This window comes from Vibrio sonorensis (assembly GCF_001854765.1).
Classification (GTDB): domain Bacteria; phylum Pseudomonadota; class Gammaproteobacteria; order Enterobacterales; family Vibrionaceae; genus Vibrio; species Vibrio sonorensis.
Genome location: NZ_LJJE01000002.1, coordinates 190747 through 206347 on the forward strand (window position 1 = coordinate 190747; position 15601 = coordinate 206347).

At 44.0% G+C, this 15601-nt stretch carries 16 protein-coding genes; 10 read left to right on the top strand and 6 right to left on the bottom strand.

The genetic code is table 11. The annotated features are described in order from the left end of the window. The first annotated feature begins 14 nt into the window (after positions 1 to 14). From mutT to BLO31_RS00915, 5 genes are all read left to right on the top strand, one after another. The gene (gene mutT, locus BLO31_RS00895) at positions 15 to 413 is read left to right on the top strand and encodes an 8-oxo-dGTP diphosphatase MutT (RefSeq protein ID WP_070962441.1); all 399 of its coding nucleotides are present in this window, start codon (positions 15 to 17) and stop codon (positions 411 to 413) included. A 99-nt stretch (positions 414 to 512) separates the two neighbouring features. Further along, positions 513 to 1322 (top strand): 4-hydroxy-tetrahydrodipicolinate reductase, encoded by an 810-nt coding sequence (gene dapB, locus BLO31_RS00900; protein WP_070962443.1) that lies wholly within the window; start codon positions 513 to 515, stop codon positions 1320 to 1322. Positions 1323 to 1860: 538 nt separating this feature from the next. Further along, a complete protein-coding gene (carA, locus tag BLO31_RS00905) occupies positions 1861 to 3000 on the top strand; it encodes a glutamine-hydrolyzing carbamoyl-phosphate synthase small subunit (RefSeq protein ID WP_070962446.1) in 1140 nt (379 codons plus the stop codon). 16 nt (positions 3001 to 3016) lie between these two features. After that, on the top strand, positions 3017 to 6247 hold the full coding sequence (gene carB / locus BLO31_RS00910; protein WP_070962448.1) for a carbamoyl-phosphate synthase large subunit: 3231 nt from the start codon (positions 3017 to 3019) through the stop codon (positions 6245 to 6247). 186 nt (positions 6248 to 6433) lie between these two features. After that, positions 6434 to 7213: a TSUP family transporter gene (locus BLO31_RS00915; protein ID WP_070962450.1), complete on the top strand. Its 780-nt coding sequence runs from the start codon at positions 6434 to 6436 to the stop codon at positions 7211 to 7213. Here the strand turns inward: BLO31_RS00915 and BLO31_RS00920 are convergent. From BLO31_RS00920 to grcA, 5 genes are all read right to left on the bottom strand, one after another. Continuing rightward, positions 7149 to 8009, bottom strand: a complete 861-nt coding sequence (locus tag BLO31_RS00920; protein ID WP_070962452.1) for a LysR family transcriptional regulator — start codon at positions 8007 to 8009, stop codon at positions 7149 to 7151. The genes BLO31_RS00915 and BLO31_RS00920 overlap by 65 nt on opposite strands. A 66-nt stretch (positions 8010 to 8075) precedes the next feature. After that, positions 8076 to 8342: a hypothetical protein gene (locus BLO31_RS00925; protein WP_070962454.1), complete on the bottom strand. Its 267-nt coding sequence runs from the start codon at positions 8340 to 8342 to the stop codon at positions 8076 to 8078. Continuing rightward, positions 8335 to 8901 carry a flavodoxin family protein gene (locus BLO31_RS00930; RefSeq protein ID WP_070962456.1) on the bottom strand — a complete coding sequence of 189 codons (567 nt, stop codon included), beginning with the start codon at positions 8899 to 8901 and terminating at the stop codon, positions 8335 to 8337. The genes BLO31_RS00925 and BLO31_RS00930 overlap by 8 nt, the downstream gene beginning before the upstream one ends. A 9-nt stretch (positions 8902 to 8910) precedes the next feature. Next, positions 8911 to 9330 (bottom strand): VOC family protein, encoded by a 420-nt coding sequence (locus BLO31_RS00935; protein WP_070962458.1) that lies wholly within the window; start codon positions 9328 to 9330, stop codon positions 8911 to 8913. Positions 9331 to 9722: 392 nt separating this feature from the next. Continuing rightward, a complete protein-coding gene (gene grcA / locus BLO31_RS00940; RefSeq protein WP_070962460.1) occupies positions 9723 to 10100 on the bottom strand; it encodes an autonomous glycyl radical cofactor GrcA in 378 nt (125 codons plus the stop codon). 325 nt (positions 10101 to 10425) lie between these two features. Between grcA and nfo the strand changes: the two genes are divergently transcribed. The 4 genes from nfo to BLO31_RS00960 all read left to right on the top strand — a co-directional run bounded on the left by nfo (position 10426) and on the right by BLO31_RS00960 (position 13226). Next, positions 10426 to 11307 (top strand): deoxyribonuclease IV, encoded by an 882-nt coding sequence (nfo, locus tag BLO31_RS00945; protein WP_070962462.1) that lies wholly within the window; start codon positions 10426 to 10428, stop codon positions 11305 to 11307. A 239-nt stretch (positions 11308 to 11546) separates the two neighbouring features. Next, positions 11547 to 12230, top strand: coding sequence for a uracil-DNA glycosylase (gene ung, locus BLO31_RS00950; protein WP_070962620.1), 684 nt, complete (start codon positions 11547 to 11549; stop codon positions 12228 to 12230). Positions 12231 to 12313: 83 nt separating this feature from the next. Next, complete coding sequence (locus BLO31_RS00955) at positions 12314 to 12865, top strand: hemerythrin domain-containing protein (RefSeq protein WP_070962464.1); 552 nt, start codon at positions 12314 to 12316, stop codon at positions 12863 to 12865. A 142-nt stretch (positions 12866 to 13007) separates the two neighbouring features. Beyond that, entirely contained in the window at positions 13008 to 13226 is a 219-nt protein-coding gene (locus tag BLO31_RS00960; RefSeq protein WP_070962466.1) for a hypothetical protein, read from the top strand. Here BLO31_RS00960 and BLO31_RS00965 read toward each other — a convergent pair. After that, complete coding sequence (locus BLO31_RS00965; RefSeq protein ID WP_070962468.1) at positions 13220 to 13426, bottom strand: DUF3545 family protein; 207 nt, start codon at positions 13424 to 13426, stop codon at positions 13220 to 13222. The genes BLO31_RS00960 and BLO31_RS00965 overlap by 7 nt on opposite strands. 690 nt (positions 13427 to 14116) lie before the next feature. Between BLO31_RS00965 and BLO31_RS00970 the strand changes: the two genes are divergently transcribed. Continuing rightward, positions 14117 to 15547, top strand: a complete 1431-nt coding sequence (locus BLO31_RS00970) for an alanine/glycine:cation symporter family protein (RefSeq protein ID WP_070962621.1) — start codon at positions 14117 to 14119, stop codon at positions 15545 to 15547. Positions 15548 to 15601 lie beyond the last annotated feature (54 nt).

Genomic DNA, 15601 nt, shown 5'->3' on the forward strand with positions numbered 1-15601 from the left:
AATAAGGAACAGCAATGAAACGAATTCACATTGTGGCAGGCGTCATCTTCAACCAGGACAAATCACAAGTTTTTATTACCAAGCGGCCAGATGACAAACACAAAGGCGGTTTTTGGGAGTTTCCCGGCGGCAAAGTTGAATCAGGTGAAAATATTGAAGCAGCGATGGCCAGAGAGTTAGATGAAGAGATCGGTATTCAGGTGACCAAACAAGAACACTTTCAGCATTTGGAGTTCGATTACAGCGACAAATCATTAAAGTTCGATTTTATTCTGATACATGAATTTGAGGGCCAGCCATTTGGCAAAGAGGGACAACAGGCAGAGTGGGTAAACGTAGCAAACCTAGTGAAATATAGCTTTCCAGAAGCGAACGTCCCAATTCTAAACAAAATAGTAGCAGAGTTTTGTTAAGGGAAGAGAAAGGATGCGAAGACGCTACTGGTAAGTCACACTGAATCTTGTTAGTTTTAGCGGATAGACAAAGAAAACCGACATAATGGAGAAACAGCAATGGTAAGAATTGCAGTCGCAGGGGCGGCAGGACGCATGGGAAGAAACCTAGTAAAAGCGACGCTGCAAAATCAAGGCGCTAAGCTCGGTGCAGGCTCAGAAAGACCAGAGTCATCTCTGGTTGGCGTTGATGTCGGTGAACTTTGTGGTGAAGGTAAAATTGAAGTGGCACTTGTTGATGACCTATATAAAGTCATCGAAGAGTTTGATGTCATTATCGATTTTACTGCCCCAGTAAGCACACTTGCCAACTTGGAACTCTGTAAGCAACACGGTAAAAAGATTGTTATCGGTACGACAGGGTTCACTGATGAAGAGCGCGCAGCTATCGATGAAGCGGCTAAAGAGATCCCGGTGATCATGGCACCGAACTATTCTGTGGGGGTAAATCTAGTATTCAAGCTTTTAGAAAAAGCCGCCAAAGTGATGGGTGATTACTGTGATATTGAAGTGATTGAAGCTCACCACAGATACAAGGTAGACGCACCATCGGGTACTGCTATCGGTATGGGTGAAGCGATTGCCGATGCCATGGGGAATAACCTTAGTGATGTTGCCGTATACGCTCGCGAAGGCATTACAGGTGAACGCACTAAAGATGAGATAGGTTTTGCAACCATCCGTGCTGGAGATATTATCGGTGAACACACTGCGATGTTTGCCGATATTGGAGAACGCGTAGAAATTACTCATAAAGCAACCGATCGCATGACTTTTGCAAACGGGGCAGTAAAAGCCGCAGTTTGGCTAAATGAAAAGCCAGCAGGTTTCTACACCATGACTGATGTTTTAGGTTTGAACGACCTATAAACTTAAATTGAGAAAAAGGGCTGCAATTTTGCAGCCTTTTTTGTATCTGGCGATTGAGTACATAAATATTCGTTTTAATTTGCCTTGATTTATCAAGGTTTGAGAATCGGATTATGAAAATTATTCTTTGTAATTAGGCCTTTTTTAATGGTTTAAAGTTGGATTTTTGAGGCTTTCAGGGGTTGTGCGTGTTAATTGGCTTGTTTTTGTAGTTAAAAATCGATGATTATCGTTTGCGCAAATTTTGCTTCAAATTTGGCAATGGATTTTCAATGGATAAAATGAATTTTTTAAAAGATCGGCGATTTTCCGCTTAAAAAAACGATAAAACTTGTTTTTTTAAGCTCTTGTCGCTGGATTTGGTGAAAGTGGGCGGAAAACTAAAATTTATTTTGTCCTCATTGTTGACACACGTCACAGGCATCATTAGAATACCGCCAATTTATCTGGATTCCCTGAATACGCATATCTATGGTATAAAGGAAGGCAGATTTGCAGTTTAATTTATTATTTTTGCATTTTTATTCTGGAGGTTGTCTTGAGTAAATCAGCACTGTTAGTCCTAGAAGATGGGACAGTGTTCCACGGTGTTTCCATTGGAGCAGATGGTTCATCCGTTGGTGAAGTCGTTTTTAATACCTCGATGACGGGGTACCAAGAAATCCTCACTGATCCTTCCTATTCTCAACAAATCGTCACTCTCACATATCCTCACATAGGCAATACCGGAACTACTTCCGAAGATGAAGAATCCTCTTCAATTCACGCACAAGGCCTTGTGATTCGCGATCTTCCTCTTATCGCTTCTAACTTCCGTAATGAACAATCTCTTTCTGATTACCTCAAATCGCAAAATATCGTCGGTATTGCTGACATCGATACGCGTAAGCTGACTCGAATTCTGCGTGAGAAAGGTGCACAGAATGGTTGCATTATGGCAGGCGATAATTTGGACGAAGCGCTAGCTCTAGAGAAGGCGAAAGAGTTCCCTGGCCTAAAAGGCATGGATTTAGCGAAGGTTGTGAGCACAAAAGAAGCTTACCCATGGAAGCAGGGGTCTTGGACCCTAGAAGGCGGTTTGCCAGAAGCGAAAGAAGACGGTGAACTACCATACCACGTTGTAGCGTATGACTTTGGTGCTAAGCGCAACATCCTACGCATGTTAGTGGACCGCGGCTGTCGTTTGACAGTGGTTCCAGCGCAGACTCCTGCAGAAGAAGTGTTGGCACTGAACCCTGACGGCGTTTTCCTATCGAATGGCCCTGGTGACCCAGAACCGTGTGATTACGCTATCGCAGCGACTAAAACCTTCCTTGATAAAGGTCTGCCTATTTTTGGTATCTGTTTAGGTCACCAAATCCTAGCTTTGGCTTCAGGTGCGCAAACCGTAAAAATGAAGTTTGGTCACCACGGTGCTAACCACCCGGTTAAAGACCTAGACCGCAATGTAGTGATGATTACGTCTCAGAACCACGGCTTTGCCGCTGACGAAGCAACACTGCCAGAGAACCTACGTGCAACTCACGTTTCTCTATTTGACGGTTCTTTGCAAGGCATTCACCGCACTGACAAGCCCGCGTTTAGCTTCCAAGGTCACCCTGAAGCAAGCCCAGGTCCACATGATGCGGCACCGCTTTTCGACCACTTTATTGAATTGATTAAACAACACAGCGCTTAATTCGGAGTAGTAGACAATGCCAAAACGTACTGACATTCAAAGTATTCTTATTCTAGGTGCTGGCCCGATTGTTATCGGTCAGGCTTGTGAGTTTGACTACTCTGGCGCACAAGCATGTAAAGCACTGCGTGAAGAGGGATACCGAGTAATTCTGGTTAACTCTAACCCTGCAACCATCATGACTGACCCAGAAATGGCTGATGCAACTTACATCGAGCCAATTCAGTGGGAAGTTGTCCGTAAAATCATCGAAAAAGAGCGCCCAGATGCGGTTCTGCCTACCATGGGTGGTCAAACAGCACTTAACTGTGCACTAGACCTAGAAAAACACGGTGTTCTTGCCGAGTTCGGCGTAGAGATGATCGGCGCAACAGCGGATGCGATTGATAAAGCAGAAGACCGTTCGCGCTTTGATAAAGCAATGAAGTCTATCGGCTTAGAGTGTCCTCGTGCCGATACTGCAAAAAGCATGGAAGAAGCTTACAAAGTCCTCGATATGGTTGGCTTCCCATGCATCATCCGTCCTTCATTCACTATGGGTGGTACGGGCGGTGGTATCGCTTACAACAAAGAAGAATTTGAAGAGATTTGTCGTCGTGGTCTGGATCTGTCTCCGACCAACGAGCTACTTATCGACGAATCTTTGATTGGTTGGAAAGAGTACGAAATGGAAGTGGTTCGCGATAAAGCGGACAACTGTATCATCGTATGTTCAATCGAAAACTTTGACCCAATGGGTATTCACACCGGTGACTCAATCACGGTAGCGCCAGCACAGACGCTAACCGATAAAGAGTACCAGCTAATGCGTAACGCATCGCTAGCTGTACTGCGTGAAATCGGCGTGGAAACAGGTGGTTCAAACGTTCAGTTTGGTATCAACCCGAAAGATGGCCGTATGGTTATCATCGAGATGAACCCACGCGTATCTCGCTCTTCAGCATTGGCTTCAAAAGCGACGGGTTTCCCGATTGCAAAAATCGCGGCCAAGCTAGCGGTAGGCTTTACTCTTGATGAGCTTCAGAACGACATCACTGGCGGTGCAACACCAGCGTCATTCGAACCAACGATTGACTACGTTGTGACTAAGATCCCTCGCTTCAACTTTGAAAAGTTTGCCGGTGCCAATGACCGTTTAACCACTCAGATGAAGTCGGTAGGTGAGGTAATGGCCATTGGTCGTAACCAACAAGAATCACTTCAAAAAGCCCTTCGCGGTCTAGAAGTTGGCGTGAACGGTTTTGATGAAATGGTCGATCTGGATTCGCCAGACGCACTATCAAAAATCCGTCACGAGCTTAAAGAAGCGGGCGCCGAGCGAATTTGGTACGTAGCAGATGCATTCCGTGCTGGCCTATCTGTCGATGGTGTATTTAACCTGACAGCGATTGATCGCTGGTTCCTAGTTCAAATTGAAGAGCTAGTAAAACTAGAAGAGCAGGTAAAAGCGGGTGGTTTTGCTGGCCTGACTCAAGACGTTCTTTACAAGATGAAGCGCAAAGGTTTCTCTGATGCACGTCTATCTACGCTGCTTGGTGTTTCAGAAAGCGAAATTCGCCGTCTGCGCGATCAGTACGATATCCACCCAGTGTATAAGCGCGTGGATACTTGTGCGGCTGAGTTCTCTTCTGATACTGCTTACATGTACTCATCTTACGATGAAGAGTGTGAAGCTCAACCAACAGACAAAGATAAGATCATGGTTCTGGGCGGTGGTCCAAACCGTATCGGTCAAGGTATCGAGTTCGACTACTGTTGTGTTCACGCATCTCTTGCTCTGCGTGAAGATGGTTTTGAAACTATCATGGTTAACTGTAACCCTGAAACAGTATCAACTGACTACGACACATCTGATCGTCTCTACTTCGAACCAGTTACGCTGGAAGATGTATTGTCGATTGTTCGCGTAGAGAAGCCAAAGGGCGTTATCGTTCAGTACGGTGGTCAAACGCCACTAAAACTGGCTCGTGCTCTAGAAGCGGCTGGCGTGCCAATTATCGGTACTAGCCCTGACGCAATTGACCGTGCAGAAGACCGTGAGCGTTTCCAAGTTGCTGTTGACCGTTTGGGACTTCTACAACCAGAAAACGCGACCGTAACTACTATGGACCAAGCGGTTGAAAAGTCGAAAGAGATCGGTTTCCCTCTTGTTGTACGTCCATCATACGTACTGGGCGGTCGTGCGATGGAAATCGTTTATGACGAAGCAGACCTGCGCCGTTACTTCAACGAAGCAGTCAGCGTATCAAACGAATCACCAGTTCTGCTGGATCGTTTCCTAGACGACGCAACCGAAGTGGATATCGATGCGATCTGTGACGGTGAGCGCGTAGTCATTGGCGGTATCATGGAGCACATCGAGCAAGCTGGTGTTCACTCTGGTGACTCTGCCTGTTCACTTCCTGCTTACACGCTAAGCCAAGAAATCCAAGACAAGATGCGCGAGCAAGTTGAAAAACTAGCCTTTGAACTAGGTGTTCGCGGCCTGATGAACACTCAGTTTGCAGTGAAAGACAACGAAGTTTACCTCATCGAAGTAAACCCACGTGCTGCGCGTACAGTACCGTTTGTTTCTAAAGCAACGGGTGCGCCACTGGCAAAAATTGCTGCACGAGTTATGGCTGGTCAATCTCTTGAAGCTCAGGGCTTCACTAAAGAGATCATCCCTCCTTACTACTCAGTGAAAGAAGTGGTGCTGCCATTTAACAAGTTCCCAGGTGTTGATCCACTACTTGGCCCTGAGATGCGCTCAACGGGCGAAGTTATGGGTGTTGGTGCAACGTTTGCAGAAGCTTACGCTAAAGCTGAGCTAGGTTGTGGCAAGGTTTACCCTGAAGGTGGACGTGCGCTTCTTTCTGTTCGCGATGGCGATAAGCAGCGCGTTGTTGACCTAGCATCTAAGCTGACCAAACTGGGTTACCAACTTGATGCGACTCACGGTACAGCGGTTATTCTTGGCGAAGCGGGAATTAACCCTCGCCTAGTGAACAAGGTACACGAAGGTCGTCCTCATATTCTTGACCGTATTAAGAACAATGAGTACACCTACATCATCAACACTGCCGCTGGACGTCAAGCGATTGAAGACTCTAAAGTTCTTCGTCGTGGAGCACTGGGTGAAAAAGTAAACTACACCACTACACTCAATGCCGCTTTCGCTGCTTGTATGGCTCATAGTTCTGATGCTTGTGCGTCGGTAACTTCTGTCCAAGAGCTACACGCTAAAGTGAAAGAAAGCTTGTCTTAATAGATAAAAATTAGTGAGCCGCAGTCGGCTTACAAGACAACCTCATTGCCCGCTATATATAGCGGGCTTTTTTATGGATTTTTACTGATGAAAAATTGGAATAGATTAAAATCCGGCCTTTCGCTAACCTGTTGAAAGTTTGCATGGTATTTTAAATCTATGTAACACGTACAACGACAGGAAAATATGGAAGTCACCATAGAAATATTGATCACTCTTTTTTTCGTAGCCACGGCGGCTGGTTTTATTGATGCAATGGCCGGTGGTGGTGGACTGATCACATTGCCTGCGTTATTAGCGGCAGGGGTATCGCCAACTCAAGCACTCGCTACCAACAAGCTGCAAAGTTCATTTGGTAGCTTTTCAGCCAGTTGGTATTTTATCCGCCGTGGAGTGGTGAGTTTTAAAGAAATGCGCGTCGCCATTTTGTGCACTTTTGTCGGCGCTGCGATAGGGGCGGAAGCGGTTCAATACATCGATGCCAGTATACTAACCAGCTTAATTCCCATACTGTTGATAGCTATCTCACTCTATTTTCTACTGGCGCCAAGCACTAAGCCGCACTCGGGAAAACCTAAGTTATCCGAGGCTATGTTTGCTTTTAGTGTTGGTGGGGGCGTTGGTTTTTATGATGGTTTTTTTGGCCCAGGTACGGGCTCGATATTTACCGTCTGTTTTGTGGCTATTGGTCACTTTAGCTTAGTCGATGCGACGGCAAGGACAAAAGTGCTTAATTTTACCTCCAATATCGCCGCATTACTGTTCTTTATCATAGCGGGGTTACCGGTATGGGAGTTGGGGTTAGTCATGGCGATTGGTGGTTTTATTGGTGCGAGATTAGGGGCAAAAGCTGTGATAGGAAAAGGGCAAAAATATATCCGCCCTCTAGTGATTGTAATGTCTATGCTGATGGCAGCAAAACTGCTTTGGCAACAGCACTCTCAATGGCTTCAATCAGCTTTTTAACTCTGTCAATTTGGTAGCTGTTGGGGCGTAAACAGATATGAATAGGACGATATAAGGGCTCTAACTCTGCAAAGTGAAAACAGTATTTCTCTTCTATAGCCAGTGTTTTTACGATCGATAGTGGTACTAGTGCTGGCGCGACACCGCATAGCGCTAATTGTGCAGTTGCGGTGTAGGAGTCCATTTCCATCATTGGTTCGATGCCAAGTTTAGATAGGATTGCGATTTGATAGGTATTCGCCGAGTTATTGAGATCGTTAGTTAGCACTTTGTCTGGAAGGGCTAGTAATGGTGATTTACTGACCACGTAAAGAGGTTCGTCCGCAAGGTGAAACGTCATTAAACCGTGATGGGGTGGAAGGTGACCTGCGCAAAGACCCAACATGGCTTTACCGGATTGAACATGCTCTACAATACGAGGTGTGTGATTGGTGGTAATCGTAATATGGCGATCGACCGTTAAGTAATCACTGATAAACAGGCTTAAGTAACCAGCAACCAGTGTCTCGGAACAATCCATTCGTATTAAAGAGCAGTCCGCTAGAGATTGCTGTTCAAAGATAAGTCCCCTTAACTCGTTGAACGCAGGACCGACATTATTGATTAAGTCGACGGCTTCTGGCGTTAACTTGATATGGCGACCATCGGGAGCAATCAGTTTTTTTCCCAACTTCTTTTCAAGGTTGGCAATGCGTTTGCTCACTGCTGATTGGCTGATATATAGCAAGCTACCCGTTTTACTCATGGTTTTAGCCTTGCTCAATACCAGTAAGGTTTCGATCCCTTCTAGTAGCATCTTATCTATGAAAGTTAGGAATGGTTTAACTCACTCTAACCCAGCCAAAAAGCAACCACAAGCTAGCTAATTGCGGTCACATGCAAAGCAGTACGACTGACGTACTTGAATTAATAGCTTTAAATTACGCCTTTTTTCGAACTGAGCCTTTTGTTGGCATTGATTCGCAGCGTAGTCGACATCATGTAGATTTAGATCGTGAGCTAATCTCATGGGCAATAGGTGTCGAGCTCGCTTGAGTTCGTCTGCTACATTGTTGCATCTGCGCAAAGCTAAGTAATATTGCAAAGCAATGTTACACCGGATCAGATAGTCTAAAAATTGCTTAGTCATCGTCTTTCTCCTCAGTCATTAAACGAGCGATCCTCTGGCCAAAGTAGGTGGCAGTTTGAAGGTCGTTGGGGTGGATTTGATCGTTTTCAGGGCTGGCGACTAAACCTATACTTGAACCGGTTCTGTTGAGTTTGCGTTGGTCTGTAAATTGTGAAGAGTTAAGGCCAGCCCAAACCATTCCGTGTTGACATGCCAAGGTAAAGAAAGAAAGCAAAGTCTGTTGTTGCTCACCATTAATACTGCCTCCAGTAGTAAAGCCAGCTGCTAACTTTCCATCCCACATTCTTTCCACATAAGCATCGCTGGATTTATCCATAAAGGATTTGAATTGGGCACTGGCACTTCCCATATAAGTTGGACTTCCAAACAGAATGGCGTCGCATTGCGCTAACTGATCAAAGCTCGCTTCGTTAGTGTAACGGCCGCCATGGATGTCTTCTTCTTTAATCGCAACAGCGACAACCTTAGCCCCTTCAGACTGAGCTCCTTCTGCAATATATTGGGCTATGGTTTCCGTGGCGCCATTTTTTGAGTAATAAACAATACCGACTGTTTTCATTGTGTTTTCCTAGTGTTGGTAGTCATTGCGAGATGCCGAATCTTGGCTGGTGTATTGAATAAATTCCCATTCAATGCCGTCGCGGTCATAGAAGTAAACGCGAATACGGGCGAGTTCGTTTGCCGCTGACCCGTTTTGCTGATAGCCAGCTTCTGTAAGACGTCTCTCAACGTCTTTGGCATTTTCTACGACTAAGCCGATATGGTTGATTCCAGTATCAAAGTAAGGTGTGCGCTTTACGTGTTCCAATTGGCGAGGCTCGATCTCCTGCAAAGCTAAATAGGTATCATCGGTACCAATATGGCACCACCTTTTACTGTTTTCGCCTTGGTGTCTGACAAAAAAATCAGGTAGGGCTGTTTGCAAAAAATCGACAGTTCTATCTAGATTGACGACGGTTAAGTTGGCGTGTTCGACATAGGTTTTCATTTTTGCTCCTCCATCAGTCTTATTTTGACTGTTTACTTGTAATGAGGTTGAGGTAATCACCTTTCTTAAATACCAGCGCCCCTATGAGTGTTAGCTTTTGAACGATCAAGATTAACGATCGGCGTGATAACTCAGAAGATCACTGCAATTCGGTGAAAAATTAACTTTTTGGTAAGAGGTCGGTGGTTCAGACTGTCGATAGAACTCATCCTGTCTTACTTGTTTAGTAAAGTTATTTGTTTATTAATATAAAGCTTAATTTGATTAAGTAAACAAAAAAACTTTATTAATGTGCTAGAGCAAGCAGGCGATGGGATCCGGATCTTAGATTTAGGGCGAAAAAAAACGGCGCTAAAATAGCGCCGTTTCTAAAAATTTTTGATGAGTTAGCTTTATAGAGACTCTGTAAAAGTACGAGCGATAACGTCGCGTTGTTGCTCTGGAGTTAGAGAGTTAAAGCGAACAGCGTAGCCAGAAACACGAATCGTTAGCTGTGGGTAGTTCTCAGGGTGAGCGACAGCATCTTCCAGTGTTTCACGCTTAAGTACGTTAACGTTTAGGTGTTGACCACCTTCGATACGTGGAGCGGTTTCAATAGCAACTTCGCGACTTTCGTATTCGCCTAGGTCGTTGATGGCAACAACTTGGTCAGACTCGTAGCCTGAGTTTGCAGCAACACAACGCGCTTCGTTCTTTTCACTGTCTAGTAGCCAGATTGAGTTTAGTAGTTCATCATTGGCTGCTTTAGTAATTTGGATACCTTGGATCATCACTATCTCCTTAGTCCACGTTAAGTGGTGTAATTGGTGTTAATTTCCGAATTTTATTGAGCTGTGTATTATATAGCGCATAACCATGATTATAATATTGATTTAAGTCAAAAAACAACCAAAAACATTAATTGGTGTAGGGTTTATTTTTTGTTCTTAATCAATAAAACCTTTAAAAACAGTACAATTACAATAAATTTTATAAACTAAAAAATAGTTTAATGCTGTTTTTGTTGTAAATTTACTACATAATTTGGTTTTTTGTGGCCTTCGACAAGGTTTTTAAAGGGGATTAAGCGTCAATTTGAAAGAGTAAAGTGATTAAATGACAGAATTAAAAAAGCCCAATATGGAAAAGCTGATAGGTGCTCATGTTTCCGCTGCTGGTGGTGTAGATAAAGCCCCTGAGCGAGCAGCCGAAATCGGTGCCAATGCCTTTGCTTTGTTCACTAAAAACCAGCGACAGTGGAAAGCCAAAGATCTTGAGCCTGCAATGATTGAATCCTTTATCAAACAGTGCAAAAACTATGGATTTGGACCGAAAAGTATTCTTCCGCACGACTCTTACTTAATCAACTTAGGTGCGCCAGATAGTGAAAAGTTAGAAAAATCGCGCTTGGCCTTTGTCGATGAAATGGAACGGTGTAAACAATTGGGACTTCAGCTTTTAAACTTCCATCCCGGTAGCCATTTAAAAGCGCTCTCTGAAAAAGAGTGTTTATCCCGTATTGCAGAATCCATCAACTTTGCAATAAGTGAAGTACCCGATGTGGTTGCCGTTATTGAGAATACCGCAGGGCAGGGGACGAATCTGGGGTGGAAGTTTGAGCATATTGCCGAAATCATTGATCAAGTGGACGACAAGAGTCGCGTTGGCGTATGTATCGATACTTGCCACACTTTTGCCGCCGGTTATGACCTTAGAACTTTTGATGCGTGTGAACACACCTTTGCTGAATTCGACTCTGTGGTGGGGATGCACTATTTAAGAGCAATGCATCTTAATGATTCAAAAATAGAATTGGGTGGCAAGGTGGATCGTCATCATTCATTAGGTGAGGGGGAAATTGGTTGGAACTGCTTCGAGTATATTGCCAAAGATGACAGGTTTAATGGTATCCCTCTGATTTTAGAGACGATTAACCCAGAAATATGGAATGAAGAAATTCAGCAGTTAAGAAAATTTCACCTTAATTCAGGGCGTTAATTCTTGCGAGTGTCGAATTGGCATCTTTCTTTCATATGCTTTGTTGAATAGAAAAGGAGGATGCCATGCCTTATACCCGATATACCCCATCAGTTAAGCCAGCGCGATTACCAGCTCCAAACCGCCATATTACCGGTCGCGGTCATTATCGCATTCCACAGAATAATAGCTAACCCCTTGCCCCTTGAGAGTTTTTTGAGACAATACGCTCTGTAATGACTCTCAAAGGGCTAGTAGGTATGACTCAGTTAACTTGGCACGATGTAATTGGCAAAGAAAAAGAGCAAGATTACTTTCGCCAAACAATGGAATTTGTCGAGAAAGAAAGACAATCAGGCAAAGTGATCTTTCCACCCGCCAATGACGTTTTTAATGCCTTTAGTGCTACCGAGTTTCAGGATGTAAAGGTGGTTATACTGGGGCAAGATCCTTACCACGGCCCCAATCAAGCCCACGGTCTCTGTTTTTCGGTTCTGCCCGGTATCAAAACGCCTCCTTCTTTGGCGAATATGTACAAAGAGTTGGCCGCCGATATAGAGGGCTTTCAAATACCTAGTCACGGTTATCTGCAATCGTGGGCAAAGCAAGGTGTTCTGTTGCTTAATACAGTATTGACGGTAGAGCAAGGTAAAGCGCACTCGCATTCTAAAACCGGATGGGAGGCTTTTACCGATAAAATTATCGCCGCGCTAAATGAAAATAATGAGGGGATTATTTTCTTACTTTGGGGAGCTCATGCTCAAAAGAAAGGAAAAATTGTTAATAGAGAACGCCATTGCGTTTTGACTGCCCCGCACCCTTCACCGCTATCCGCTCATCGCGGTTTTTTTGGTTGCCAGCATTTTTCTAAAGCCAATGAGCTCCTTGAGCAACAAGGAAAAAAACCAATAGACTGGCATCTTCCACATGAGGTAAGTGCCTAGTTGCTCATTTTTCGACCGAAATCAAAGCAGAAAACCCCCCTCTCTAATACACTTAATAAAAGTAGGTGTTAAGGAGAGACACTATGATGGTCGAAAGAATAAGGCGCGAACATGGATACATGGTGCGCCTACTAGCAATACTTCGCGAGAAGTTGAACTGCCTTAAGAACGAGCGGGAAATCAACTACAACTTGATTCGAGAGGTTGTTGACTATTTAGCGAATCACTCTGAAAAAGTACATCACCCTAAAGAAGACATCCTTTATGAGTACTATATAGAGAAATACGGTCACCACGAGCAGATTGAAAACCTCGAAGAGGATCATGTACATCTATCTCAATCTACACATGCGTTTTTGGATACCGTGGACATGATCTTGCAAGATGCCATTGTTCCGCAGCATATCTTTATCGCACAGCTTGAAGAGTTTATTTTGACTCAAAAGCGGCACCTAGATATGGAAGAGCAATCCATACTCCCCCTTATTAATAAAAGCTTTACTACTAATGACTGGCAAGAAGTGGAAAGTCGCTGGTCAGTGAATGAAGATGATCCCGTTTTTGGCGACACGATTGCAGAGCAATACAAACTACTAGCCAAGCGCGTTAATGCCAGCCGTGGAGAGTGTGTATAAACCAAAACATTCTGTTTGGATGTACGAAAGGCGTGGCTCTTGTAGTGCGCCTTTTTCTTTTATCAACTCTGACAATCAGTTGTTTATATAAACCGTTATGTTATAACGTACCAATAATAAATGACTATTGGTGAGAAGATAAATGGCGAATCCGGCTATCCCAACGACTTATGAAGAGTGGAAACACTGTATTGTGACCGATTGTGGCGTTGATTTAACACCGCAATATATTGAGCAGCGACTTAATGCCTTACAAGACAAAAACGACGAGCACACAAAGCAGTTTATTCGAGTATATGGAGAACAGCATTTACTGTCGGTCATTACATGGTTTAAGAAAGCGCAGGCGACATATCAATAAAAAGGCTCCATCAGGAGCCTTTTTATTGATATGTCGTCGAGATCATCAAGTCCTATGCCCATGTCTAGCAGCTCTTTTTGCAAGCGCTGTCTGTCTTTGATCGCTTCTATTTCTCTCCATTTCCTTTTTACAGGTTTTGCACGAGTGCGAATTTTAGGTAGTTCGAAATCCATCAAATCTTCACTGTTTAAGCCTTCCATAAGCCACCTCTTTGTTTATGTCTCTACGATGGAACTTTTTTAATATCATTCTGGCAGGAGCTTAACTTTGATTCGTTTCTCATTTGTTACGTTTCAGTGAAGGTTTTCTTAGAATTTTACTTTCAGCTCACAGAATTTTTGTTAGCTCTGATTAAATAGTGAGCGATCAAACCCCCGAAAACGATTAAATTTGAGGGGGGCTTATGTTAAATAGATGGAAATGGTTCGCGCAGTAGATGCCGTTTTTTGGTAGTGGAGAACTTTTCACCTTCTTTAACATTGCCACTAGAAATCGGTATCGATTCGACTTAACTGCGATCCCTTAGTGTTCAAGGGATAAGAGTAAAAGTGGAACAAAAAAAACAGTAAGTAAATAAAGCTGTCAAAATGTTACGTTATTTTAAAAATATTGTTCTGGCTTTTAAGTTTGATATTTAATGTTTGTGTTAATTTTATGTTCCTTAATAGTGAATAATAACATTTTAGTGCATTTGGGTGCGTATTGATTTTTTGCTGTCTTGACTGCATTATCCGCCCGTCAAAAAAAACGTCGGAAAGTAAAATGGACGCGCTAAGCGGGTTTTACCTGTCCTTACTGCAATAATAAGCTGAGCATTATTGACACTCGGTAGCGCAGTAAGACGGATGGCTAGGATGCACATCCCGACGCTAACTCACTACGAGGATGTTATGACAGATTTAATTAATCTTATGAACGATCTGCTTTGGGGATCGATCTTAGTTTACCTATTGGTAGGTGTCGGAGTTTATTTCACTGTAAGACTGGGTTTCATTCAGTTCCGACACTTTGGCCACATGTTCTCAGTTTTAAAAAACAGCCGTAAGGCAGACAAGGCTGGCATTTCTTCTTTCCAAGCACTTTGTACCAGTCTTGCTGCTCGTGTTGGTACGGGTAACATGGCCGGTGTGGCGGTCGCACTGACTGCTGGTGGCCCTGGTGCGATCTTTTGGATGTGGCTAATCGCTATGTTGGGTATGGCGACCTCCTTTGCCGAAAGTACCCTTGCGCAGTTGTACAAAACCAAAGACGATGATGGCAACTATCGCGGTGGTCCGGCTTACTACATGGAGAAAGGCTTGGGAATGCGCTGGATGGGTGTGTTGTTCTCAATTTTCTTGATTATCGCCTTTGGTTTGGTATTTAACGCCGTTCAAGCCAACTCAATTGCTGGTGCTATGGGTGCCGCATTTGGCTGGGATCCAATGTACGTTGGTATCGGTGTTGTTTTGCTCTCTGCAGTAGTTATTTTTGGTGGTATCAAGCGAATTGCTCGTACCGCAGAACTGATTGTTCCAGTGATGGCGTTAGCTTATCTAGTATTAGCACTGTTTATTATGCTGACTAACCTAGAGAAACTACCAGACGTACTGAGCTTGATCTTTAAGAGTGCGTTCGGTCTGCAAGAAGCGGCTGCCGGTGGTCTTGGTTACGCTATTGCGCAAGCGATGATCAACGGTATCAAACGCGGCCTGTTCTCGAACGAAGCAGGTATGGGTTCCGCACCAAATGCCGCGGCATCAGCGACACCATACCCACCACACCCAGTGTCACAGGGTTACGTTCAAATGTTGGGCGTCTTCACGGATACGATTGTGATCTGTTCAGCAACGGTAGCGATTATTTTAATGTCGGGTGAGTATGTTCCTCACGGCGAAATTACGGGTATTGAGCTAACTCAATCCGCCTTGAGCTCTCAGGTTGGTGAGTGGGGTGGTATCTTTGTAGCGGTAGCGATTTTCTTCTTCGCCTTTACCTCTATTATTGCTAACTACTCTTATGCAGAAACAAACTTAATCTTCCTAGAGCACAACCACAAAGCTGGTTTGGGTCTATTCCGTATTATTGTGTTGGGAATGGTGATGTTTGGTGCAATGGCTTCACTTCCAGTTGTTTGGGCTTTGGCTGACGTGTCTATGGGTATGATGGCGATAGTTAACCTTGTGGCGATTCTGCTTCTGTCGGGCATCGTTATTAAACTGGCGAAAGACTACAACAAGCAGTTGAAACAAGGTAAGGTTCCTACCTTCGATTCAAATGATTTCCCTGAGCTGAAATCTCAGCTAGAAGAGGGTATTTGGGATAATACCAAGAACAAGTAATCATAGATTCTAACGATTGAAGTAATACAGAAAGCCATGCAGACTTTGCATGGC

Coding starts and splice junctions, on each gene's coding strand:
- grcA (WP_070962460.1), bottom strand. CDS start 10,100: ATGATCCAAGGTATCCAAATTACTAAAGCAGCCAATGATGAACTACTA.
- BLO31_RS00925 (WP_070962454.1), bottom strand. CDS start 8,342: ATGACTAAGCAATTTTTAGACTATCTGATCCGGTGTAACATTGCTTTG.
- mutT (WP_070962441.1), top strand. CDS start 15: ATGAAACGAATTCACATTGTGGCAGGCGTCATCTTCAACCAGGACAAA.
- dapB (WP_070962443.1), top strand. CDS start 513: ATGGTAAGAATTGCAGTCGCAGGGGCGGCAGGACGCATGGGAAGAAAC.
- BLO31_RS00935 (WP_070962458.1), bottom strand. CDS start 9,330: ATGAAAACCTATGTCGAACACGCCAACTTAACCGTCGTCAATCTAGAT.
- BLO31_RS00930 (WP_070962456.1), bottom strand. CDS start 8,901: ATGAAAACAGTCGGTATTGTTTATTACTCAAAAAATGGCGCCACGGAA.
- ung (WP_070962620.1), top strand. CDS start 11,547: ATGACTCAGTTAACTTGGCACGATGTAATTGGCAAAGAAAAAGAGCAA.
- BLO31_RS00915 (WP_070962450.1), top strand. CDS start 6,434: ATGGAAGTCACCATAGAAATATTGATCACTCTTTTTTTCGTAGCCACG.
- BLO31_RS00920 (WP_070962452.1), bottom strand. CDS start 8,009: ATGCTACTAGAAGGGATCGAAACCTTACTGGTATTGAGCAAGGCTAAA.
- BLO31_RS00965 (WP_070962468.1), bottom strand. CDS start 13,426: ATGGAAGGCTTAAACAGTGAAGATTTGATGGATTTCGAACTACCTAAA.
- carB (WP_070962448.1), top strand. CDS start 3,017: ATGCCAAAACGTACTGACATTCAAAGTATTCTTATTCTAGGTGCTGGC.
- BLO31_RS00970 (WP_070962621.1), top strand. CDS start 14,117: ATGACAGATTTAATTAATCTTATGAACGATCTGCTTTGGGGATCGATC.
- BLO31_RS00960 (WP_070962466.1), top strand. CDS start 13,008: ATGGCGAATCCGGCTATCCCAACGACTTATGAAGAGTGGAAACACTGT.
- BLO31_RS00955 (WP_070962464.1), top strand. CDS start 12,314: ATGATGGTCGAAAGAATAAGGCGCGAACATGGATACATGGTGCGCCTA.
- nfo (WP_070962462.1), top strand. CDS start 10,426: ATGACAGAATTAAAAAAGCCCAATATGGAAAAGCTGATAGGTGCTCAT.